The sequence below is a fragment of the Sphingomonas populi genome (assembly GCF_004208535.1).
Taxonomy (GTDB): domain Bacteria; phylum Pseudomonadota; class Alphaproteobacteria; order Sphingomonadales; family Sphingomonadaceae; genus Sphingomonas; species Sphingomonas populi.
Genome location: NZ_SGIS01000049.1, coordinates 1 through 21,767, shown reverse-complemented (window position 1 = coordinate 21,767; position 21,767 = coordinate 1). Strand labels below are relative to the sequence as shown.

Sequence of the window (21,767 nt, the reverse complement as noted above, 5' to 3'; positions counted from 1 at the left end):
TACGGGCTGTCTCTTTTTTCCGAGGTTACACGCTATCGGCCGAGTCGATGGCTGAAGCCAGTATCCGACTGAAGTCGGAGGGGTTTCTCCTCACCGAGGACTCTAAATAAACGACCGCTCCCCACCACTTTTCGCCATTCCCGCCCTTCCGTCGCGATCAGGTCGCCCAGTTGCGGACAATCGCAGAAGTCGTATCGTGCCGTCATGCGACCCGATCCGCGTCACTTAAACATGAACGTGCTGGTGTGCTTGCCCGGTCGGGAAATTATGCGGGGTGGCAGGAGGTCGAGGCTGCCTTGCTGCAAGAGGGTCACACTGTCGCGAAAACGGCGCTCCAGTCGCAATACCTTCGAGATCTCCTGACCGATCATTGCATAGAAGCGCGAGGAAACGGTTAGCGCACCTTCCGCAAGCGCCCCATTAACAGTCACTCGATCTCGACCATATCGCTGTCCGAAAGCGGCCGCTGCGTGAAGCGACCTAGTTACAGGTCGGAAACAGGCATACCGACCCCTCCGCCACCTTTGTGGGGCCTTGCGTAGTAGCCTTCGGGGGCATCAGGAATGCGAGCCGTGCATTCCGAAGAGCAGGAGTGAGCGAGCAAAGGGGCTACGTCAGTCCCAATCCGCTGAGTGGTCCAGTAGGGAGTCGCGCCGCACTCACCAAAGGGCTTATCGCAAACGCTGCAAGTTTGTGGTTGGAGAACTTCCAGCGGACCGGACAACCTCGGGAAGGGCAGCCGCGTTTTGATGTTTCCATAGAGTGCGCGTGTGCTCATTCGCGTGTCGCGCAAACGGGCGCAGCGGGTCATCTCGTAAGGTAGCCAGTGCAACGAGTAAGAAGTGTATATGTCCAGATTGCCGAGCGCGGATAATCTGCCGATCTCGGGCGGCAAGCGACGAAGATGGCTACCATAAAGGCGTAACTGGCTCACCGCTGTTAGAAATTGCACTTCTGCGGGTAGCGTGATGACGTCTGACCATTGGCCAGCAGGCATCGTCGCCGATGGCTCGATCACACGGGTGTTCCGGCTATCATCGATCAGGGCCAGCAGCGCCAGCCATCTGGGTGCGGATGTATCCTGCGGTTCCGCGTGTAGATTTGGAACGCTTGGTGTGCCCTTCTTCCCCCGCGATGAAAGACAGGCGCAGTGGCCGCTCCGTTCGGCACGCTGCGCCGCCGCGAGCGATACGGGATCAATGCGGATCACCGGCAGCGGTTTGCCCGGTTTAGGCTCGCCGAAAATGCGCCTGATTATGGACATGCCCCCTCCCGCGCGTCGGGGCCTTTATGGCAGCTATTAAACTGCACTCAACCAAAAGCTGCCTGACCGTTCTCCACCACAAATCGCCATTCCACGACGCCCCCGCCCCGTACCTCACCCGGCACGAACGGGCACCTGCGAGGTCACGGCGCTGGAAACGCCCCGGCCATAACGCCGGCGCAGCAAGCGCCACCGCGGTCGCATTGCCCGGCGCGCGTCGATCATCGGCAGCATCGTCACCAGCAGCAGCCAGCCGGGCGCGAAACAGGCGTTCACCTCGGAGATGCTCTCGACGATCATCGCCGCGAGCAGCGCGGCGAGCAACGTCTGCGCCGACGACGCGCGCCGGCTGAACAGCACCGAGAGCGTCGCCCCGCCGGCCCACAGCAGGAACAGCACAACCGCGCCCCAGCCGAGTTCGAGCGCGAGGTTGAGATAGCCGCTCTGCACGCTGAGGTTGATCGCGCGGTGCATGCGTTTCTGCAATTCGATCGACACCTGCGATCCGCCGCCGGTGCCATAGCCGGTGCCGAGCGGGCGTTCGACCGTCAGCGGCAGCGCCTGTTCCCACATCGCCGCGCGCCCGCTCATCGTCGTGTCGCGCCCCAGCAATTCGCCCGTCACCGCCGGCTGGAGCAGCAGCACGCCGCCGAGCAGACATGCCACCGCGATCGATCCACCCCGCCACAGCGTCCGCACCGCCCGGTTGGGGATCGGCAGCAGCGCGATGCCCGCGATGATCCCGGCGGCGGCGGCGATATCGGCGGTCGCCGAATTGGCGAAGAACAACGCGGCGAGATCGACCGCCACCATCGCAAAGACGAGCGCGACCGGCAGCTTAAGGCTGGCCTGCGCGAACAAAGCGATCAACAGATTGACGACGAGGAACGGCCCGAAGCTGTTCTTGTGCGCGAACAGCCCACGCCAGCGACCGCCATGCATCCCACCCATCACCGCATGCGGATCGCCGATCACTGCGAGCGCGGCCGACAGCAGGATCAGCCCGGTGCTCACCAGCCAGACCAGCCGCAGCGCCCGCGCGAACCCAAACAGCCGATGCGCCAGCATCGCCGCGACGAGCAGCAATGTGAGGTTAGCGACCGCGAACAGCACCGTGCCGACATTGCTCGCCCACAGCACCGAGCCGAGCGCGAGCAGCCAGAACAGGCACAACGCCGCACCAAAGGACCGCAACGGATTGCCCAGCGCCGGCAGATACACGCCAACCAGCGCCAGCCCGATCAGCAGCCCGGCCTTACCGCTGAACACGCCGATCGCAGGATCGCCGCCGGCATCCGCCACCACCTGCGAATCCGCCATCGACCACGTCACGCCGGAGAAGACGAGCAGCACGAACACGAACACCGGCACGTACAGCGTCGCAATCGTGACGACCGACCGCACGCTACGGGAGCGGAGCGGAACGTTATCCACGTAGGATAACATCCGCACGGATCGATCGGGTTCGCGCAACAGCGCAGGCATCGCGGCGGAAACGAACCGCGTGTGCCGGTCGGCTACTCGGACACGAAGAAGCCAGGGCATGCGGGGATGTTGGCTATGCGATAATAGCGGGTGTTGCTATCGCTTTTTTGTTGCCCGTGCTTCACACGATTCTGCAAGGGCAGACGCGTAACGCCATACTACCCCGCTCGTCTGATATTTCGACCGAATACCGGATCAACACCATCGCGCGACGAACGGGGGGAGCGCCTTTGAAGATTGCGGTCTTCTACGAAGGGCTGAAGCCGGGCGGCGTCGAGCATATGATCGCCAACCTGTCGCACGAACTGATCGCGCGCGGCCACAGCCTGACGTTGATCCTCGCCGGCGCGCCAACCCCGCGCGATTATCCGGTCGCCCCCGGCGTGGGCGTCCATTGGCTCCGCCACCCGACCAGCAGCGCACGCGGCTCGATCGTCACGCTCGCCCGGATGCTGCGCGCGGAACGCTACGACATCGTGCTGAGCGCGATGCCGCAGTTCAACAACGCGGCGGTGATCGCGCGCATCCTGTCTGGCACCAAGGCGCGCAACGTGCTGACCGAACGCACCAATCCGCAAGCCGACTACGCGCGGCTCACCGGCTGGAAGCAAAGAGCGTGGCACACAGCGGCGATGCTCGCCTACCCACTCGCCAGCGAGATTGTCGCGGTATCCGCCGGTCTCGCGGATTCGCTCGCGCGCTTCGCCCGGCTCGATCGGAATCGTATCACGGTGATTCACAACCCGGCCTATCAAGCGCGGGACGATAGCACGGAGGTAGCGCATCCGTGGACGCGCGACGGCAAGGGTCCGGTGATCGTCGCCGCCGGCCGGCTGGTCGAGCAGAAGGATTTCGCCACCCTGCTGCGCGCGCTCGCGCTAGTCGAACGTCGAGAGGTCCGCGCGGTGATCTTCGGCGACGGCCCGCTCCGCGCCGAACTGGAAGCACTGGTCGCAGAGCTCGGCCTTACCGAGCGCGTCGCGCTGCCGGGGTTCGTGCCCGACATCACCCCGTCGATCGCCGCCGCCGGCTGCTTCGTACTGAGTTCGGCATGGGAGGGCTTCGGCAACGTGCTGATCGAGGCACTCGGCACGGGCGCCAGCATCGTCACCACCGATTGCCCCGACGGCCCGCGCGAGATCGTCGCGGACGGCGCGTTCGGCGCGCTGGTGCCGGTCGGCGACGCAGCGGCGATGGCGCACGCGATCGACGCGATGCTCCGCGCGCCCGCAGCCCCCGAACGCCAGATCGCCCGCGCGCGCGCCTTCTCGGTGGCGATCGCCTGCGACAGATACGAGGCGGTGTTCCGCCGCGCGCTCGGCGCATGAGCGACGCGCGCCGATCGGTCCGCTGGACGGCGGCAGGAAACATCCTGCGCTCGATCCTCGCCACGCTGCAATTGCTGATCGTCGCGCGGCTGCTCGGCGTCGCCGATTTCGGCCTCATCATCCTGATGATGTCGCTGCTGCAACTCGCGCAGAGCCTCTCCGACGCCGGCCTGTCGAGCGCGCTGATCCGCTTCCGCGACGTGACCGAGGACGAGACGTCGTCGCTCTACTGGCTCAACGTCATGGTCGGCTTGGGGCTCGCGCTGGCGACGGTCGCGGTGGCACCGCTGCTCGCGCACCTCTACGCCGCCCCGCGCCTCACGCCGATGTTGTGGATCGCCAGCGGCATGTTCGTCGCCAACGGCTTCACCTTGCAACTGCGCGTCCTCGCCGAGCGCGATTTGCGGTTCGATGCCGTCATCAAGGTCGAGGTCGCCGCCTCGACGATCGGCTTCCTGGTCGCGGTCGGTCTGGCCTTCGCGCACGCTGGCCCGTTCTGCGTGGTCTGGGGCCAGATCGCGACCTCGGCCAGCCTGCTCGCGCTGTCGTGGATGATGCTAGCGGGCGAATGGCGGCCACGGCTGCATTTCGCATGGCGAGACGTATCTCGGTTCGTATCCTACGGGTTCGACATGCTGCTGGTGAACATGGCGATCTCGCTCACCACGCAACTCGATCTGCTGATCGCGGGGTTCGTCTTCGCCAAACCGGTGTTCGGCAGCTTCGGCCAGCCGCGCGATCTCGCCATGAAGATCATGACCGCGATCAACCCGGTCATCCTGCGCGTCGGCCTGCCGCTGATGGCGCGCGACCAGCACGATCCGGCCCGCGTCGGCGCGCTCTATCTCCGCGTGCTGCGCATGTCCGCCTCGGTGTGTTTCCCGGTCTACGCGGCGCTCGGGCTGTTCGGCGCCGATCTGCTGCCGCTGCTGCTCGGTGAACGATGGCGCAGCGCGGGGCGGTTGCTGCCGTATATCGCAATGTGGTTCGCGCTCCGCGCCACGGTCAATCCGCTCGGCACCTACCTGTCGGCGCTTGGCAAGAGCCGTGCGGCGCTCTGGTATCAGCTCGGCTTCGCGATGCTGGTGGCGGGCGCGGCCTGGGGTAGCGCGATGGCCGGGCCGGTCGCGTTGTCACTGGCGATGGCGGCGGTGTATTTCCTGTTCATGGAGATCGCCTGGCTAACCGTACTGCGCCCGCTCTCCGCCGTGCGATTCCTCGACTATCACCGCCAGATCGTCGCGCCGGCCCTGCCCGTCATCGCGGCGCTCGGCCTGTTCTGGCTGGCCCGGACGCTGCTCGGCAGCGCCGCGCTGGCGCTGGTGCCGGGGGCTGCCGCGTTCCTGCTGCTGAGCCTCGCACTCAACCGCCGGGGCGTTGACGAGATCATGGGTTTGCTGGGTCGCCCAAGGCGGATGCGGCCCGCATGAGGCCCGTCCCACGACGATTTGCGCTTGACGATCCGCCGCGTGCCGGGGATCAGTCGAGCCGAGTTCCCACGAGATCGGCGCCTTCATGAACGGCCAGTCCCTTACCCCGGATCACGCGCTGTCCCGCGCCTGGTCGGCACCGCTCGCGCAGAGCCAGCGCATGCTCGCCTCGGCCCGATCGAGCCCGTCGGTTTTCTACTGGGTCTACGTCCTCCTCATCATCGCCAATATCGCCTCGCCCAAGGCTGGCATCGAAGTCTACGGCTACCCGCTGACCTTCGGCTACATGCTGCTCGTGGTGATCGCGCCGATCGGGTTGATCGGCCTCGCCCGTCGCCCGACGCTGTCGTCGGCGGCGATTGGCAATTTCATCGCCTATCTCGCCGTCGGGTTCATCGGGGTCTATAAAACAATCCTGTACGGCACCGCCGCGTCATCAGTCTTGCTCAATATCGCGCTGTTCATCGCATTGCCGGCGATCATGCTGATCGCGCTGTGTGCGCATCTCGAATATCTCACCGAAAAGCAGATCGGCACTGTGCTGCGCTGGAGCATGCGGTTCGTGATCGTGTGGGGCCTGATGAATTTCGTGATCTTCCTCCTGACCAAGCACATCATCGAAATCCGCTACATCACGATCAACGCCGGCGAAGTTTCGAGCGTGTTCAACAAGAACAACCGGCGTGGCACGCTGATGAAGCTCATCAGCACCTATAACAACGGCAACATTTTCGGCGCCTGCATGATCACGCTCGCGCCGGTCTATATCTACTTCGAGAAATCGCGCGCCTGGGTGGTCGCCTTCCTGATTTCCGTGGTGCTCAGTCTCAGCCGGTCGACCTGGTTCGGCCTCATCATGGTGTCCGTGTTCATGGCTTTGTCGGGCCAGCTCCGGCTGTCGCGGATTTCGTTCTGGATCGCCGCGCTCGCCGCGCTCGCGCTGGCGATCGTGATGATGGCGACGCTCGGCTGGTCGGGCGATTCGCTGCTCGACACCAATCTCGGCGGCCGTACCGAGCAATGGACCAATCTGACCCTGTCGCCCTTCGGCGAGAACACCTTCCGCATCGCCGAAATCCTTTACGCTGGTTTGCTGCGAAGCTTCGGCGTGATCGGCTTCCTGATCGCGCTCGTCGCCTTGCTGTATCCGATTGGCTATGCGCTTGGCCGTGCATCGCAGCTTTCAACGCTGCGGCGCGCGGCGGCGGCGGGCTGCGCCGGATATCTGTTGGTCTCCTTCTTCGACGCCGCTTTCATCTACCCGCCGACCATCGTGATCTACCTGTTCGTCAGCACCCTCGTGTACCGGCGCGGCTTTCGCCTGCCCTCGGGCGATCCGCTGCGCGGCGCACCGGCGCGCTGATCGTAAGATCGCCCCGCAGCCGGTGCTTGACGCGACATCGCCAAACGGAGAGAGTGACACTATAACAGCGTCGTCATGATGGTTCACGCGTGTTGAAATGCGTGATCGGCGTGACGAGGAAAAGGGAAGAGGAAAGCCACTCAGGGTCAAACGGGCCGTTTCATATCCTTTCTGAAACGGCTATCGCGCGGATACCCTGCCCTGCCCGTTCCTGTATTGTCATGAGAGTAGCGCAAATTCGAGTTTCACCCAGAATTGCGTTGGTTGGGGGGCTACCAACCGTATGCGCTACCCGCGCGGAAATGGCTGAAGCCATGGCGCAGGACACCGCTATGGCGCGGGCGGGTGACCTTGCCGTGCCGCGCGTGATCGTATCCTCGAACGGGTTCGTGATCGCGCTCTATCACCGCAGCGCCGCGTTCCGGGCGACGATGGACGCGGTCGATGTCATCGATGCGGACGGCATGCCGCTGGTTTTGTTCACGCGCGCTTTCTGGAAACACCCGCTGCCCGAGCGGCTCGCCACCACCGATTTCATTCATGACGCCGCCGCCAAGGCGGTCGAGACGGGCGTGAAGTTCTACTTCCTCGGCGCCCGCCCCGGCATCGCCGCCGCCGCCGCCGAATCGCTGTGCGCCGAATATCCAGGCCTTCAGATCGTCGGCGCGCGCGACGGCTATTTCAGCGAAGCCGAGGAAGACGCGATCTGCGACGATATCCGGGCCTCCGGCGCGGAGGTGCTGTGGGTCGGCATGGGCACGCCGCGTCAGGAGAGCTTCGCGATCCGCCGCCGCGCGCAACTGCACGGTCTCGCCTGGATACGCACCTGCGGCGGGCTGTTCGATCATGTCGGCGCGCATGTGCCGCGTGCGCCGATGTGGATGCAGAATGTCGGCCTCGAATGGCTGCACCGCACGATGATCGAGCCACGCCGGCTCGCACCGCGCTATCTCTCGACCAACTTCTCGGCGCTATACCATCTGATCGTGAAGTCGCGCGAGCGACCGTAACGCCACAGCCGTCATGCCAGCGCAAGCTGGCATCTCCCGGTAAAGTTACGCGCGCTTCGCCGCACGGAACGGACGATGACCCTATAGCGCCGCCAGATCGATCGGCTGATGGCGATCGAGCGTCTCGCTCGCGTCCGGCATCGGATATTTCAGCCCGGTCGCGCAGTTGAACAGCACCGCGCTTTCCTCCTCATCGACCAGCCCGAGCCGCAACGCCTCGCGATACGCCGCCAGCGTCGCGCCGCCCTCGGGGCAGAGCAACAGCCCGTCGCGGCGCGCGCAATCGTCCACCGCGCGCAGGATCGCAGGATCGCCAACCGCCATCGCCACGCCCCCGCTTTCGCGCACCGCGCGCAGGATCAGGAAATCGCCGACCGCGCGCGGCACGCGGATGCCCGCCGCCACGGTCGAGGCATCCTCCCAGCGCTCGGCGTGCTCCTCGCCCGCCTCGAACGCGCGCACGATCGGCGCGCAGCCGCTCGCCTGCACTGCGAACATCTTCGGACGTTTCGAACCGATCCAGCCGAGCGCTTCCATCTCGGCGAACGCCTTCCACATGCCGATCAGGCCGGTGCCGCCGCCGGTCGGGTAGAAGATCGCGTCCGGCAGCGTCCAGCGCAGTTGCGCCGCAAGCTCCAGCCCCATCGTCTTCTTGCCCTCGATCCGATACGGCTCCTTGAGCGTCGAGAAATCGAACCACAGCCCCTCGGCCGCGCCCTTGGCGACGATCGCCCCGCAATCATCGATCAGCCCGTTGACGCGGTAGACGCGGCCCCCTTGCGCGGCGATCTCGCGCACGTTGATCTCGGGTGTATCGTCCGGGCACAGCACGATCGTCTCGATCCCGCAGCGCGTCGCATAGGCCGCGAGCGCCGCGCCGGCATTGCCGTTGGTCGGCATCGCGATCTTGGTCACGCCAAGCGCCTTGGCCATCGACACCGCCATGACCAGCCCACGCGCCTTGAACGATCCGGTCGGCAACCGCCCCTCGTCCTTGACCAGCACGTTCGGCCCGCCCGATCTGGCGACCGGCACCAGCGGCGTCTCGATCTCGCCGAGGCTCACGATATCGCGGGCATGCCGCACCGGCAGCAACTCGCGCCAGCGCCACAAATCAGTCGGTCGCGCCTCGATCATCGCGCGTGGCACGGCGGCACGGACGGCGTCGAGATCATAGCGCACCAGCAACGGCTTGCCGACGCGCGACAGGTTGTGAAGCTGGTCGGCGGGGTAGCTCTCGCCGGTCATCGAACATTCGAGATGCGTTACGAAGGTCGGCCGCTCGGCAGTGAGGTTGGGGTTCGGATTCACCATTTGCCGCCGGCCTCCTCGATCGCCTTCAGCAGCGCACGCTTGCTGGCGGTGCGGCGCAGGCCGGAGTTGCGGGGCAGGACGGGACGACCGGCCGCTTCGTAGCGCCGGGCCATCTCAGTCGCGAAGTCGTCAAAGGGAATCCCCTTCGAGGTCTTCGATGGAAAAATCACCGGCGGTCTCCTCGACAATCCTGCGTGCTAGGTAAGCGCGATCCATATCGCTGTGAAGCGCGTACAAGGCCCGAGCCTGTCCAAGCATGTCGGGCGCGGTTCCGGATGCGAACTGCCCCATGCGATCGGCAATCATATCCTCCAGCGATATGATAGAGGCACTACCATCTTGCCCGAGGTCGATCATTTCGACGCGCTGGCGATCCGCCATACCGTCGAGCAAGGTGGAAGACACGACTTCAAATCCGAGGCGGAACTCCGGATGAATCCAGCCCCGCGTTGCGACGCCGGGGCCGCTCGGACGAACGAAGCCGTGATCTTGCAGTACCGCTTCGAACGCCGATTGCCGCGCAGTCACGATATCGAAATCGCCGGTCGAGATCGCGCCCGTGGAGTACAACTCCACCGCACCGCCGCCGACCAAAACCGGCGCCTCATAGCCTTGCGCGGACAATGCCCTGCTTACGCGCGCAAACATCCGCAGGGCGCTTTCAAAGTCGGCGCGGTACGGGCGCGGCATGGTCAGACGCTCAACGTCATGAGCGTGCTACAATCCAAAATACGGCAGCGACCACGGTCGCGAGCAGCAACCCGACCCAGAGGGTCACCGCCGGGCGCCACTCATCTCCTCGCGGAATCGAAACGGAAAAATACTCGAGCAAAACCGAAAGGATTTGCTCGACCATCCCTCACCCCGCCTTCGCCACCGCCACCAGCGCCGGCCGCAGCAGCCGATCCTTGATGACATAGCCCGCCTGCATCTCCTGCACGACGGTGCCCGGCTCCTGGTCACTCGGCATTTCCAGCATCGCCTGGTGGAAATTGGGGTCGAGCTTCTCGCCGAGCGCGACGATCTTCTTGACGCCGTGACGCTGGAACACCGCTTCCAGCTCGCGGCCGGTCGCCTCAAGCCCCGTCACCAGCGCCTTGAACTTGTCGTCCGCGCGCAGTTCAGCCGGAATCGCGCTCAGTCCGCGTTCGAGGTTGTCGGCCACCGAGAGCAAATCGCGCGCGAACGACGTCGCGGCATAGGCACGCGCGTCGGCGGCTTCCTTCTCGGCGCGGCGGCGGACGTTCTGCGCTTCCGCATGCGCGTAGAGCACCGCCTTCTTCGCCTCGGCGAGTTCGGTCTCGAGCGCGCTCGTGCGATCCGCCTCGGCCACTTCCGGCGCCGCCTCGGCGGTCTCTTCACGAAGGTCGCCCTGGAGATTTGGGGTATCGATCTTTTCGTCTTCGGTCATCATCATACAGTCCCGGTTTTCTAACCCATCAGCCGCGCCAGCGTCGCGGCGGTAAAATCGACCATTGGCACAACGCGCGCATAGTTCAACCGAGTCGGGCCGATCACGCCCACGACCCCGACGACGCGCCCGTCAAGCCCACGAAACGGCTTGGCGATCACTGACGATCCCGACAGCGAGAACAATTTGTTCTCAGCGCCAATGAAGATCCGCGTCGCATCGCCCGCACTCGCGCTGTCGAGCAGCCGGGCGATCTCCTGCTTGCCTTCGAGATCGTCGAGCAGATCACTGATCCGGTCGAGATCGGCGGCGGCGGCGGCATCGATCAGCCGGCCCTGCCCGCGCACGATCAGCACCGGGCGGCGGTCACTGTCCTCGCTCCACACCGCAAGCCCCTGCTCGATCAGCGCACGCGCGGCGCTGTCGACCAGCGCGCGCTCCTCCGCCATCTCGCGCTCGATCCGCTGGCGCGCCTCGGCAAGCGTCAGCCCGCCGAGCGTCGCGGTCATGTAATTGCCCGCCTCGATCAGCGCCGGCACGCTCACCCCCGGGGGCAGATCGACGACGCGGTTCTCGACCGATCCGTCGCTGCCGACCAGCACGGCAAGCGCCCGAGAACCATAAGCGTCGGCGGAGAGCGGCACGAAACTCATCTGCCGCAGCACGAATTCGCGCTTGGGCACCATCACCAGCCCAGCGCACGCCGACAGGCCGGAGAGCGCGGCGGTGGTCGCCGCCAGCGCCTCCTCGACCGGCCCGGCCTGCTGGACGCGCGATTCGATCGCGGCGCGCTCCTCGATCGAGGGCTCCAGCGCGTGCATCATTCCGTCGACGAACAGCCGCAACCCAATCTCGGTCGGCATCCGCCCCGCGCTGGTGTGCGGCGCCGCCAGCAAACCGAGCTCCTCGAGATCCTGCATCACGTTGCGGATCGACGCCGGCGACAGGTTCAGCCCGGACAGATGCGCGATCGTGCGCGAGCCGATCGGCGCGCCGGTGCTCAGATAGCTTTCCACCACGACGCGAAACACGTCGCGGGCGCGATCGTTCAGGTCGGTGACGGGTGGCGCGTGCATGGCGCCTATATGGGCTGGCGTGCGCCCAAGTGAAAGACTAGTCACCCCGCGACGCTTATCACGAAGGAAATCCCCATGCGCCCATCCGGCCGCACCCCCGATCAAATGCGCGAGATCACCATCACACCGCGCTTCACCAAGCATGCGGAAGGATCGGTGCTGATCGGCTTCGGCGAGACCAAGGTGCTCGTCACCGCCTCGGTCGAGGAGAAGGTGCCGCCGTTCCTGCGCGGCAAGGGCGAAGGCTGGGTGACGGCGGAATACGGCATGCTGCCCCGCGCCACGCACACGCGCGGCAACCGCGAGGCGGCCAAGGGCAAGCAATCGGGCCGCACGCAGGAAATCCAGCGGCTGATCGGCCGATCCTTGCGCGCCGTCACCGATCTCAAGCTGCTCGGCGAGCGCCAGATCGTGCTCGATTGCGACGTCATCCAGGCCGACGGCGGCACCCGCACCGCCTCGATCTCGGGCGCGTGGGTGGCGCTGCGGCTCGCGATCGACGGGCTGATGGCGCAGGGCAAGCTCAGCGCCGATCCGCTGACTCAGAAGGTCGCGGCGATTTCGTGCGGCATCTACAAGGGCACGCCGGTGCTCGATCTCGATTACGACGAGGATTCGAACGCAGACGCCGACGCCAATTTCGTGCTGCTCGAAAACGGCAACATCGCCGAGGCGCAGGCCACCGCCGAGGGCGCGACGTATGACGAGGAGGCGTTGCTCCGCCTGCTCCGCCTCGCCCGCATCGGCTGCACCGACATCTTCGCCGCGCAGGCTAAGGCTGTGGCGAAATGAGCGCGCCGGCGGAGGATGGGGTGGTGCCGCAGGCGATCCGCAAGCTCACCCCCGGCAAGCTCGTCATCGCCAGCCATAACGAGGGCAAGGTGCGCGAAATCCGCGCTTTGCTCGCGCCGTATGGCGTCGAGGCGATCTCGGCCAAGGAACTCGACCTGCCCGAGCCCGAGGAGACCGGCACCACCTTCGTCGCCAATGCCGAACTGAAGGCGCTCGTCGCCGCCGATCTGTCGGGCCTGCCCGCGCTCGCCGACGATAGCGGGCTGTGCGTCGATGCGCTGAACGGCGACCCCGGCGTCTACACCGCCAATTGGGCCGAAACCCCGACCGGGCGCGACTGGGGGCTGGCGATGCAGAAGGTCGAGGACGCGCTCGCGACGAAGGGGCCGGACGCCTCGCGCGACGCGCACTTCGTCTGCACGCTCGCGCTGGCCTGGCCCGACGGCCACGTCCAATGGTTCGAAGGCCGCGCCGAGGGCCATCTGACCTGGCCGCCGCGCGGGGTGGCCGGGTTCGGCTACGATCCGGTGTTCGTGCCGTTCGGGCACGAGCAGACCTTCGCGGAACTCCCGGCGGAGGAAAAAGCCGCGATCAGCCACCGCACGGCGGCGTTCAAGGCGCTGGTGACGGCGGTGTTCTGAGACGGGGCGTATCCGCAGCTCCCGCCCATAAGCAGTCATTTACTCTCGTCGTGGTAAAGCAAGCCGGATGAGAAGTCGCTATATTCCGATGCTGTCTACCCTGCTCGCTGCCGCAGCTCTCGGCTTGATCTTTGGAGCGGCAACATCGCCTCTTGGACGATCAGCGCTCTCCGGCAAAACAAATCAACTCGCCATTCTTATTGGTTGGGAACGCCACCGCGAACCACAAGCCGGTGACGTCTGGGGCGGCTGCAACGACGCCCGCTCTTCCGGCACGTTCCCGATTTATCGTGGGGAACCGGGCTATCGTGAGGACATGGACGGTGACGGTGACGGTATCGCTTGCGAACCATACTGATCTCGCGGGCCTGCCGCACCTTGAGACATCCGTGCTATTCTGTCGCCGTCCTAAGCCTACCATCGAGAGAAGGGTGCCGGTCCGCTGCCGCCCCATTGCAGCCATCAAGCGCGACGAGGAATGAGATCGAAGCAAATCAGCGATGAGGCTTCCGCAACGAAGGTACATCGCGGCCGGAGGACTTCGCCCAGAGCCGGTAAAGCGCGTCCAGAACCACCTGCAACCTGCCGCTCACAGTATCATACCGTCCATGCGAACAGGATCGCTGTGGCCGAAGCCAGCAAAGCGAGGACCGTGGGATAGAATGTCAGGGCGAACCCGAACGCGCGGCCCTTGGCACCACGCTTATAGCCCGCCCAAAACAGGAGGCGCCCGATCGCAAAAAGGCAGACCAGTGCCACAATAAGAGCGCTGGACCGCGGAAAGGTTGCGGCCACGATCAGATGGGCGACGATAGCCAAGCCGACTTGCTCGAACGTGTTTTGCAGGATCGCTCCGGCAATCCGAACCTTGCCAGACCCCGCTTCGGCGCTGCTGCCGGCGATATCACGTTCGGAGAAAAATCGCAGCCGGGCAACATTGGCTATCGCTGCCGCCAGCCATACAATCACGAACAGATCAGCTCGAATAGCGAACCGTAGACGAGCAACGAAGGTTTCCGCTGTCGCATTCGTCATCGCCACAATGCCTAGAACCAAAATCGCGATGGCGAGTGCGCTGGCCATCGCCAACGCTACACCCCTTTGCTCTTGCTTGAAGTCACCCACCTCCGTCATCTGCGCTTTCCTCACGGCCGTCACATGGTGAACGAATGGCAACTGGTTAACACTAGAATGCAAAGCTGTCCGACGGCAATCCACCCGTTTTCGCCGTTCTCGACCCCTTCGCGATCGGATGCGGAATCGTTGGCGTTGCGTTGCTCGCGCAGGCAGTCTTCCATTTCCGCTAAGGCCCGATAGCGGTCATACTGCCGATGTCCTATGGCGCGGAAATGCGAACGATTGAACTTCATGTTTCCGAGCATGATTACACCCTCATCTTAGGGGCGTTGCGGGAAAGCGTCGCTGTAATCGAGGCTTGGGAACTCCGAACTCGGGTGGGCGGAACGTCAGACGAGATTGCGGCCCTGAGCCTCAAGATACGAGACCAAGGAAACGCGCAGGGCGCTGAGGAGTAGGTCTGCTCGCCACCAATTTTCCCCGTTCCCGCGCCATTGATCGACACGACTCGCCTGAAAGCCAACCGGCAGGAGCCGCCCCAAAAGCGGACTCAAAGCGCCGGATCTGCGGTCTGAAATGTTCGGACGTGTGGAACCGCAAGATCGGTCGAGCGCGCGACGAACGAACGCTCCATACCGGGCTCACCACAGCGGATGAGGACGATGACGGCTGCGCTCGATCACTATCATGCCCGGATGCAAAGGGTGCTGGATCATATCGACCGGCATCTGGACGGCGATCTGGACCTGAACGCGGTGAGCGGCGTAGCGGCTTTTTCCAAATTCCATTTCCACCGGCAGTTCAAGGCGACCTTCGGCGTGTCCCTGCATCGCTACGTCCAGCTGGCCCGTCTCAGACAGGCTTCGAAGCGGCTGGCGGATGGCGAGGGCCAGAGTGTCACCGACATCGCTCTGGACGCCGGCTACGAGACGCCCGACGCCTTCGCCCGTGCCTTTCGCCAGAGGTTCCAGCAGTCGCCGTCGAGTTTCAGGAAATCTCCCGACTGGGATCCGTGGCTCAGGGCCTTCGGGCCGTTCAATTTAGCCAGGAGTAAGATCATGCCTACGACCTTCACACCCGATCAGGTGACCATCCGCCAAGTGGCGCCGACGCGCGTGGCCATCTTCGCGCATCGGGGCGATCCCGAGACACTCGACGTCACCATCCAGAAATTCATCGCCTGGCGCAAAGCCGCCGGGATGTCGCCCAAGACCAATTCGACCTTCAATATTTGGCATACTGAGCGGCGGCCAGCGAACCCCGCCGACTATCGCATGGAGCTCTGCGTTGGCGTCGATGCGAACCAATTTATCGATCCCGCCGGCGAGAATGTCAGGGAAGGCGAGATCCCGGGTGGACGATGCGCTGTGCTGAGGGTGACCAGCGACACCCACAATCTGGAGCCCGCCGCGATGTACCTATACCGCGACTGGCTGCCCGCCAGCGGCGAGGAGATGCGGGACTTTCCGATCTACTGCCAACGCTTTTTCCTGGCGGAGCTGGAGCAGAGTACGGCGGCGGAACTGCATCTGCCGCTGAAGTGACGAACGTCTGGTCTAGGAAGGTCCGCTTCCCACCAGATCGCGGCTTTCACGACCGGCAAGGCGGATGGACGGCTCCCGCCCCAATGTCTGTCGTTCCGCTCGCTCTAAAGCTTGCCTTAACGCCAGCAGCGGTTCAGTTTCGGGTATGGCCTATTCCGATCGACCGAACCGAAACTGGGGTCTCGCGGCGGAGGTGATGCTCGCAGTTCCTATCGCGCTAGTCTGGATGCTGATCGAACTCGTCGGCGGCGGCTTGGCATGCGAAGGGGTTAAAGGAGCTTGCGGAACAAATTTCCTCGATTTGCTCGCGGGGCTTGCGGCCATCGGGGGTGCGTCTGCCGCGCTAGCTTGGGCCATCAACTGAGTGGTGCGGGCGGTTGGTGGGGGCCAGTAGGCACGTCTAAAAGCGCCCCAATTGCGTACATCATCGCAACGCGTATGCTGCCCTTATGAAGTTTATCTCAACGATTGCTGCGGGCGTGGCTGGTCTCCTTGCGCTTCAAGGGTCGGCCGCCGCCCATGCTCAGCCTCAACTGCCGCCACCTGCTATCTATGATCCACAAGCCGGACCATTTATTGTCCAGCTGAACGATCAGGGGCGGGTCGGCGACGAGCAGCGCGGGGTGATTGCGAATGCCCTAAAGCTTTGGTCTGGGCCAGCTCTCCAGGCCTTTGTGATCTGCTTTCGCTCTCAACACGAGCCAGTTGATTGGACCGTAGCGCATGGGGCGCTGGAGGCAGTTTCCGGCCAATTGAAAGCGCAAGGTGCTGCGGTGGTGGTGATGCCTTCAGGCGGTCTCTGCGATCCCTGGTTGCCACGGCCAGCCTGGAAAGGTGCGCATGTAGAGATCATGGGGCTCGTTCGTACCTGACAGGCTCGACGTCCGCTCCCCACCACATTGCACCCTCCGCCCACCTTTCGCAACGCCCCACCCATCCCCATCTCCCGCCACCCGCTCACGCAATTTTGCCACCTAGAGGGTGCGGATGTCACAGGCAGCCGCTAAGGGAGCGTCATGACCGAGATCAAAGTCGCTGCGCTGCAGCTCGCCTTCAGCAACGATATTGATGCCAATATCGCCCATGTCTCAGAGCTCGTCCGCGAGGCGGCCAGCAAGGGCGCGCAGGTGATCCTGCCGCCCGAACTGTTCGAGGGCGAATATTTCTGCCGGGTCGAGGACGAGGGGCTGTTTGCCACCGCCAAGCCCACTGCCGAGCACAAGGCGGTGCTGGCGATGCAGGCGCTCGCCAAGGAACTCGGCGTCTATATCCCGACCAGCTTCTTCGAGGCGGACGGCCCGCACCATTACAATTCGCTGGCGATGATCGGCCCCGACGGCGGCGTGATGGGCGTTTACCGCAAGAGCCACATTCCTGATGGCCCCGGCTATGAGGAAAAATTCTACTTCCGCCCCGGCAACACCGGCTTCAAGGTCTGGCCGGGACCGCAGGCGACGCTGGGCGTCGGGGTGTGCTGGGATCAATGGTATCCCGAGACAGCGCGGGCGATGATGCTGATGGGCGCCGAAATCCTGTTCTACCCGACCGCGATCGGCAGCGAGCCGCACGATGCCGATCTCGACACGTCACGGCTGTGGCGGCGCGCGATGGTCGGCCATGCCGTGTCGAACGTGGTGCCGGTGGTGGCGGCGAATCGAATCGGCACCGAACACGGCCAGAGCTTCTACGGGCACAGCTTCATCTGCGATGAACGCGGCGATCTGGTCGCGGAATTCGGCGCTGGCGAGACCGGCGTGCTGACCGCAACCTTCGATCTCGATCGCGTCAAGCGCCACCGCGCCGCCTTCGGCTTCTTCCGCGATCGGCGGCCCGACCTGTACGGGCGACTCGCGCAGGACGTGTGAGCGGTATCATTTCGCTTTTTTGTGCGGAGTTCCTCGGTTCGTCTCCCAGCGAGACCGCATCGTCGTATTCCTGCAAGCGCAATTGCAAATTTTGCACTTGCGAGCAGTCGTGTTGCGGCGCACAAAGAGTGTGCCTTTCAGGCATCCTCTCCTAAAACTTTTCAGGCCGGTCTCGTACCGGCCTTTTTTTTTGGTTTCGACTCGGCTAGGCACCTGCGTGTCGTAGCCGCCGTCTCGAACATAAGAACGCCCTGGGGAGGACGCCGCCGGTAAGACCGGCACCGGCGATTACGATACGCGGGGGATCGAGCGAGGCGCTCTCCTCCGCGTTGGTTTCAGAGATCCGCTTTACGGTAAGCGCGGCGGCTCGAACCCGACGCCGTTAGACGCGCGGGATCGGCCCACATCTTTCAGGCCGCACGAAGCTCCAGCGCCCGCGCGAACACCGCTTCGAACATCTCCGCGGTCAGCAAGCCGGTGTTCTGGTTGTAGCGCGAGCAGTGATGGCTATCGATCAGCACGCGCCCGTCGGGCATGCGGTGTTCGGCGAGATGCGCGAACCGGGCTTTGGGAAGCCGCCCGCCAAGCACCTTTACCGCCGATTGATGCGCTCGCTCGCCGAGCGCGACGAACACGCGCGCGCGTGGCAAGGCCGCGACCTGATCGTCGAGGAACGCGCGGCAGGTGCGGATTTCCTCAGGGGTCGGCTTGTTCTCGGGCGGCAGGCATTTGACCGCATTGAGGATGATCGCGCCGTCCAGCCGAAGCGAATCGTCGGGCTTGGCCTCGTACACGCCCGACGCGAGACCGAATTTGGCGAGCGTCGCGAACAGCAGGTCGCCGGCATAGTCGCCGGTGAACGGCCGCCCGGTGCGATTCGCGCCGTGCTTGCCGGGCGCGAGGCCGATGATACCGAGCCAGGCGTCGGGATCGCCGAACGCTGGCACCGGCGCGTTCCACCATTTCGGATATTCGACCCGCAGCGCATCGCGCACCGCGACGAAGCGCGGGCAGCGCGGGCAATCGTGCGGCGGCTCGGTATCGGGCAGCGGGCTCGTCGGGACGAACGCCTCCGGCGCGGGATCGGGCAGGTCGGGGACGGGCGGGTTGGGGCTTGGGGACAGCATCACGCTGGCGTAGGCGGGTGCCGCCATGCCGACAAGCTATGCCCTCGCGCTCGGATCGAACCGCCGTGGCCGGCACGGCGCCCCCGCCGCCGAGCTGCGCGCCGCGATCACGGCGCTGGGCCGGCTCGGACAGGTGCGCGCGGTCGCGCCGGTGTTCGATACCGCGCCGCTCGGGCCGTCGTCGCGGCGCTTCGCCAACAGCGCGGTGCTGCTGGAGACCACGCTCGATCCGCCCGCGCTGCTCGCCGCACTCAAGGCGATCGAGCGCGGCTTCGGGCGGCGGCGCGGGCGGCGCTGGGGGGCGCGCGTGATCGATCTCGACATCATCCTGTGGAGCGGCGGACGCGTGTGCCTGCCCCACCTTCTCATCCCCCATCCCGCCTTCCGCGCGCGCGGCTTCGTGCTCGATCCGCTCGCGCAGATCGCCCCGCTCTGGCGCGATCCGCAGTCGGGGCGTAGTATCCGCCAACTCGCCGCGCGGGCACGCATGGTTGACCGCCGGGCCAAGCGCCCCTAACGGGCGTCGTTCGGTTGGGGGCTCGTAGCTCAGTCGGTAGAGCAACGGACTTTTAATCTGTAGGTCCCGGGTTCGAATCCCGGCGAGCCCACCACCGCACCCCGCCCCGGCATCGGTTCAGCAATCCGCAAGGATCGAACCGGCAACGGGGTCTCGATCAGAATCGTGCCCGGGAGGCTTGACGATTCTGTGACATTACATCGTATCATGGTCGTCACAGCCGGAGCCTCCCCATCCATGCCCGTTCGTATTCTGCTGCTGTGCGGTGCCGCTCTGCTCGCCACGCCCGCCTTCGCCGCCGACGACCAGCAAGCCGACCAGCCCAAGGACATCGTCGTGACGGGCCGGCTCGACGCCGCGCGCGCGTCGATCCAGCCGAGCCTCGGCGCGACCACCTATTCGATCTCGAACGCGACGATTCAGGCGCTGCCCGGCGGCGACAACCAGCAGCTCAACCAGATCCTGCTTCAGCTCCCCGGCGTCTCGCAGGATGGCGCCGGCCAGCTCCACGTCCGCGACGACCACGCCAATCTGCAATATCGCATCAACGGCACGATCCTGCCCGAAGGCATCGCCGTGTTCGGCCAGACGCTCAGCCCCCGCCTCGTCGATCGCTTCGACCTGCGCACCGGCGCCTTGCCCGCGCAATATGGCCTGCGCACCGCCGGCATCATCGATATCACCACCAAGAGCGGCTTCGAGAATGGCGGTGAGGTCTCGCTCTACGGCGGCAGCCGCGGCACGATCGAGCCGAGCGTCGAATATGGCGGCAAGACCGGCAGCACCAATTACTTCGTCACCGGCAGCTATCGCCATAATGATCTCGGCATCGAATCGGTCGATGGCAGCACGGATGCGCTGCACGACACCACCAACCAGTATCAGGGCTTCGTCTATCTCGATCACACGATCGACGAGGGCAACCGCGTCTCGCTGATCGGCGGCTATTCGGACCAGCGCTTCCAGATCCCCAACCCGCGCGGGCTGCACCCCGATGGCACCTACACCGTCGGCGGCGTCACCGATGTCCTCAGCGACGATCTCGACGAGCGCCAGCACGAACAGACCGCATTCGGCATCCTCAGCCTGCTCCACGATGCCGGGCCGGTGACGCTGCAAGGCTCGCTGTTCGCGCGCTATTCGTCGCTGCAATATACCCCCGACGTGCTCGGCGAGCTGCTGTTCAACGGCATCGCGCAAGCCGCGAAGAAGCAGGATTTCACCACCGGCGTCCAGGTCGAGGGCGTGTACCGCCTGAGCGGCGCGCATACGCTGCGCGGCGGCTTCGTCGTCACGCGCGACCACGGCACCAGCCGCACCACCACGCAGGTCTTCCCGGTCGATGCCGATGGCGCCCAGACCGGCCAGCCGATCGCGATTGCCGACAATGGCTCGGCGACCGAGATGACCTACAGCGTGTACCTGCAGGACGAATGGCAGCCGATCGACCATATCACGGCCAATTTCGGCGGGCGGTTCGACCATTACGACGGGTATCGCAGCGAGCAGCAGTTCAGCCCCCGCGTCAACGCGGTGTGGTCACCGCCGGGCGGGTTCACCATCCACGCCGGCTATGCACGCTATTTCTCGCCCGCACCGTTCGCCAACGTCGCCACCACCACGATCGCCAAGTTCGTCGGCACCAGCGGCGCGGCCCCCGGCACGTCCGGCGACGTACCCTTTGCCGAGCGGCAGGATTATTTCGACATCGGCGCCGAACAGAAGATCGGACCCGTAACGATCGGCCTCGACGCCTATCACCGCCGCTCGCGCAATCTGCTCGACGAAGGGCAGTTCGGCGCGCCGATCATCCTGACGCCGTTCAACTACGCACGCGGGCGGATCGACGGGATCGAGGGCAATATCAGCTACACCCACCACGGCTGGCTGGTCTACGCCAACCTCGCGCATGCCGAGGCCAAGGGCACCGACATCAGCAGCGGCCAGTTCAACTTCGATCCGGCCGATCTCGCCACGATCAGCCGGCAGTACATTTATCTCGACCACGACCAGACCTGGACCGGGTCGGCCGGCGCCTCCTACCGCTTCGACGAGGGGTTCCTGCGCGACAGCAAGCTCGCGTCGAGCATGATCTACGGATCGGGGCTGCGCCGCGACGGCGCGGTGCCCAACGGCGGCAAGCTGCCCGGCTATGCGGTGTTCAACATCAGCGCGAGCCATAAGTTCGCCGGGCCTGGCATCGAGGTCCGCGCCGACGTGTTCAACCTGTTCGACCATGTCTATGAGATCCGCGACGGTTCGGGGGTCGGCGTCGGCGCGCCGCAATATGGCCAGCGGCGCAGCTTCTTCTTCGGGATCAGCAAGAGCATCTGAGCGACCCCACCCACCTCCGTTCGTCCCGAGCGAAGTCGAGGGATCAGCCCGGAGCGCAGGTGCCTCGACTTCGCTTGTGTGTTGGAAATGTGCATACTGGCGATTGCCGGGACGGGGTGGCCACCCCGTCCCGGCGGCGGATGTGAGGCCGTTCGACTTCGCGATCTTGCAAGATCGTTGCTGAGCAGG

General features: G+C 65.0%; 21 protein-coding genes and 1 tRNA gene. 13 read left to right on the top strand and 9 right to left on the bottom strand.

Annotation, left to right across the window (positions count from 1 at the left end; translation table 11 throughout):
- Nucleotides 1–484: 484 nt before the first annotated feature.
- A complete protein-coding gene (locus tag EWE75_RS21135; RefSeq protein ID WP_130160079.1) occupies nucleotides 485–1,264 on the bottom strand; it encodes a leucine-rich repeat domain-containing protein in 780 nt (259 codons plus the stop codon).
- A 114-nt stretch (nucleotides 1,265–1,378) separates the two neighbouring features.
- A complete protein-coding gene (locus EWE75_RS21130) occupies nucleotides 1,379–2,698 on the bottom strand; it encodes an O-antigen ligase family protein (protein ID WP_130160078.1) in 1,320 nt (439 codons plus the stop codon).
- Between the two features lie 281 nt (nucleotides 2,699–2,979).
- Between EWE75_RS21130 and EWE75_RS21125 the strand changes: the two genes are divergently transcribed.
- From EWE75_RS21125 to EWE75_RS21110, 4 genes are all read left to right on the top strand, one after another.
- Entirely contained in the window at nucleotides 2,980–4,077 is a 1,098-nt protein-coding gene (locus EWE75_RS21125) for a glycosyltransferase (protein ID WP_130160077.1), read from the top strand.
- Nucleotides 4,074–5,507, top strand: coding sequence for a lipopolysaccharide biosynthesis protein (locus tag EWE75_RS21120; RefSeq protein WP_130160076.1), 1,434 nt, complete (start codon nucleotides 4,074–4,076; stop codon nucleotides 5,505–5,507). The genes EWE75_RS21125 and EWE75_RS21120 overlap by 4 nt, the downstream gene beginning before the upstream one ends.
- A gap of 85 nt (nucleotides 5,508–5,592) precedes the next feature.
- Entirely contained in the window at nucleotides 5,593–6,870 is a 1,278-nt protein-coding gene (locus tag EWE75_RS21115; RefSeq protein ID WP_130160075.1) for a hypothetical protein, read from the top strand.
- 314 nt (nucleotides 6,871–7,184) lie between these two features.
- The gene (locus EWE75_RS21110; protein ID WP_130160074.1) at nucleotides 7,185–7,880 is read left to right on the top strand and encodes a WecB/TagA/CpsF family glycosyltransferase; all 696 of its coding nucleotides are present in this window, start codon (nucleotides 7,185–7,187) and stop codon (nucleotides 7,878–7,880) included.
- A gap of 81 nt (nucleotides 7,881–7,961) precedes the next feature.
- Here EWE75_RS21110 and EWE75_RS21105 read toward each other — a convergent pair whose 3' ends face one another.
- From EWE75_RS21105 to hrcA, 4 genes are all read right to left on the bottom strand, one after another.
- Nucleotides 7,962–9,194: a threonine synthase gene (locus EWE75_RS21105; protein WP_130160073.1), complete on the bottom strand. Its 1,233-nt coding sequence runs from the start codon at nucleotides 9,192–9,194 to the stop codon at nucleotides 7,962–7,964.
- Between the two features lie 129 nt (nucleotides 9,195–9,323).
- Nucleotides 9,324–9,884, bottom strand: coding sequence for a hypothetical protein (locus EWE75_RS21100; RefSeq protein ID WP_130160072.1), 561 nt, complete (start codon nucleotides 9,882–9,884; stop codon nucleotides 9,324–9,326).
- Between the two features lie 169 nt (nucleotides 9,885–10,053).
- Nucleotides 10,054–10,605, bottom strand: coding sequence for a nucleotide exchange factor GrpE (grpE, locus tag EWE75_RS21095; protein ID WP_130160071.1), 552 nt, complete (start codon nucleotides 10,603–10,605; stop codon nucleotides 10,054–10,056).
- A 20-nt stretch (nucleotides 10,606–10,625) separates the two neighbouring features.
- Nucleotides 10,626–11,681: a heat-inducible transcriptional repressor HrcA gene (gene hrcA / locus EWE75_RS21090; RefSeq protein WP_130160070.1), complete on the bottom strand. Its 1,056-nt coding sequence runs from the start codon at nucleotides 11,679–11,681 to the stop codon at nucleotides 10,626–10,628.
- A 75-nt stretch (nucleotides 11,682–11,756) separates the two neighbouring features.
- On the opposite strand from hrcA, the gene rph reads away from it, so the two are divergent.
- The 3 genes from rph to EWE75_RS21075 all read left to right on the top strand — a co-directional run bounded on the left by rph (nucleotide 11,757) and on the right by EWE75_RS21075 (nucleotide 13,472).
- A complete protein-coding gene (gene rph / locus EWE75_RS21085; RefSeq protein WP_130160069.1) occupies nucleotides 11,757–12,473 on the top strand; it encodes a ribonuclease PH in 717 nt (238 codons plus the stop codon).
- On the top strand, nucleotides 12,470–13,114 hold the full coding sequence (gene rdgB, locus EWE75_RS21080; RefSeq protein ID WP_130160068.1) for an RdgB/HAM1 family non-canonical purine NTP pyrophosphatase: 645 nt from the start codon (nucleotides 12,470–12,472) through the stop codon (nucleotides 13,112–13,114). The genes rph and rdgB overlap by 4 nt, the downstream gene beginning before the upstream one ends.
- A gap of 88 nt (nucleotides 13,115–13,202) precedes the next feature.
- Nucleotides 13,203–13,472, top strand: coding sequence for an excalibur calcium-binding domain-containing protein (locus tag EWE75_RS21075; protein ID WP_231708489.1), 270 nt, complete (start codon nucleotides 13,203–13,205; stop codon nucleotides 13,470–13,472).
- A 239-nt stretch (nucleotides 13,473–13,711) separates the two neighbouring features.
- On the opposite strand, the gene EWE75_RS21070 is transcribed toward EWE75_RS21075, so the two are convergent.
- Together EWE75_RS21070 and EWE75_RS21065 are read right to left on the bottom strand one after the other, a co-directional pair.
- Nucleotides 13,712–14,248 (bottom strand): MAPEG family protein, encoded by a 537-nt coding sequence (locus EWE75_RS21070; protein ID WP_130160066.1) that lies wholly within the window; start codon nucleotides 14,246–14,248, stop codon nucleotides 13,712–13,714.
- Nucleotides 14,249–14,268: 20 nt separating this feature from the next.
- A complete protein-coding gene (locus tag EWE75_RS21065) occupies nucleotides 14,269–14,484 on the bottom strand; it encodes a hypothetical protein (RefSeq protein ID WP_130160065.1) in 216 nt (71 codons plus the stop codon).
- A 369-nt stretch (nucleotides 14,485–14,853) separates the two neighbouring features.
- Here EWE75_RS21065 and EWE75_RS21060 point away from each other — a divergent pair, with 369 nt between their 5' ends.
- The 3 genes from EWE75_RS21060 (at nucleotide 14,854) to aguB (ending at nucleotide 17,600) form a co-directional block, all read left to right on the top strand.
- Nucleotides 14,854–15,735, top strand: coding sequence for an AraC family transcriptional regulator (locus EWE75_RS21060; RefSeq protein WP_130160064.1), 882 nt, complete (start codon nucleotides 14,854–14,856; stop codon nucleotides 15,733–15,735).
- 449 nt (nucleotides 15,736–16,184) lie between these two features.
- Nucleotides 16,185–16,607 carry a hypothetical protein gene (locus tag EWE75_RS21055; RefSeq protein WP_130160063.1) on the top strand — a complete coding sequence of 141 codons (423 nt, stop codon included), beginning with the start codon at nucleotides 16,185–16,187 and terminating at the stop codon, nucleotides 16,605–16,607.
- 144 nt (nucleotides 16,608–16,751) lie between these two features.
- The gene (aguB, locus tag EWE75_RS21050) at nucleotides 16,752–17,600 is read left to right on the top strand and encodes an N-carbamoylputrescine amidase (protein WP_130160062.1); all 849 of its coding nucleotides are present in this window, start codon (nucleotides 16,752–16,754) and stop codon (nucleotides 17,598–17,600) included.
- 410 nt (nucleotides 17,601–18,010) lie between these two features.
- On the opposite strand, the gene EWE75_RS21045 is transcribed toward aguB, so the two are convergent.
- A complete protein-coding gene (locus tag EWE75_RS21045) occupies nucleotides 18,011–18,727 on the bottom strand; it encodes a uracil-DNA glycosylase (RefSeq protein ID WP_130160080.1) in 717 nt (238 codons plus the stop codon).
- A 25-nt stretch (nucleotides 18,728–18,752) separates the two neighbouring features.
- Here EWE75_RS21045 and folK point away from each other — a divergent pair, with 25 nt between their 5' ends.
- From folK to EWE75_RS21030, 3 genes are all read left to right on the top strand, one after another.
- The gene (gene folK / locus EWE75_RS21040; RefSeq protein ID WP_130160061.1) at nucleotides 18,753–19,244 is read left to right on the top strand and encodes a 2-amino-4-hydroxy-6-hydroxymethyldihydropteridine diphosphokinase; all 492 of its coding nucleotides are present in this window, start codon (nucleotides 18,753–18,755) and stop codon (nucleotides 19,242–19,244) included.
- Between the two features lie 18 nt (nucleotides 19,245–19,262).
- Nucleotides 19,263–19,338, top strand: a tRNA-Lys gene (locus tag EWE75_RS21035).
- Between the two features lie 143 nt (nucleotides 19,339–19,481).
- Entirely contained in the window at nucleotides 19,482–21,578 is a 2,097-nt protein-coding gene (locus EWE75_RS21030; RefSeq protein WP_130160060.1) for a TonB-dependent receptor, read from the top strand.
- Nucleotides 21,579–21,767: the final 189 nt, after the last annotated feature.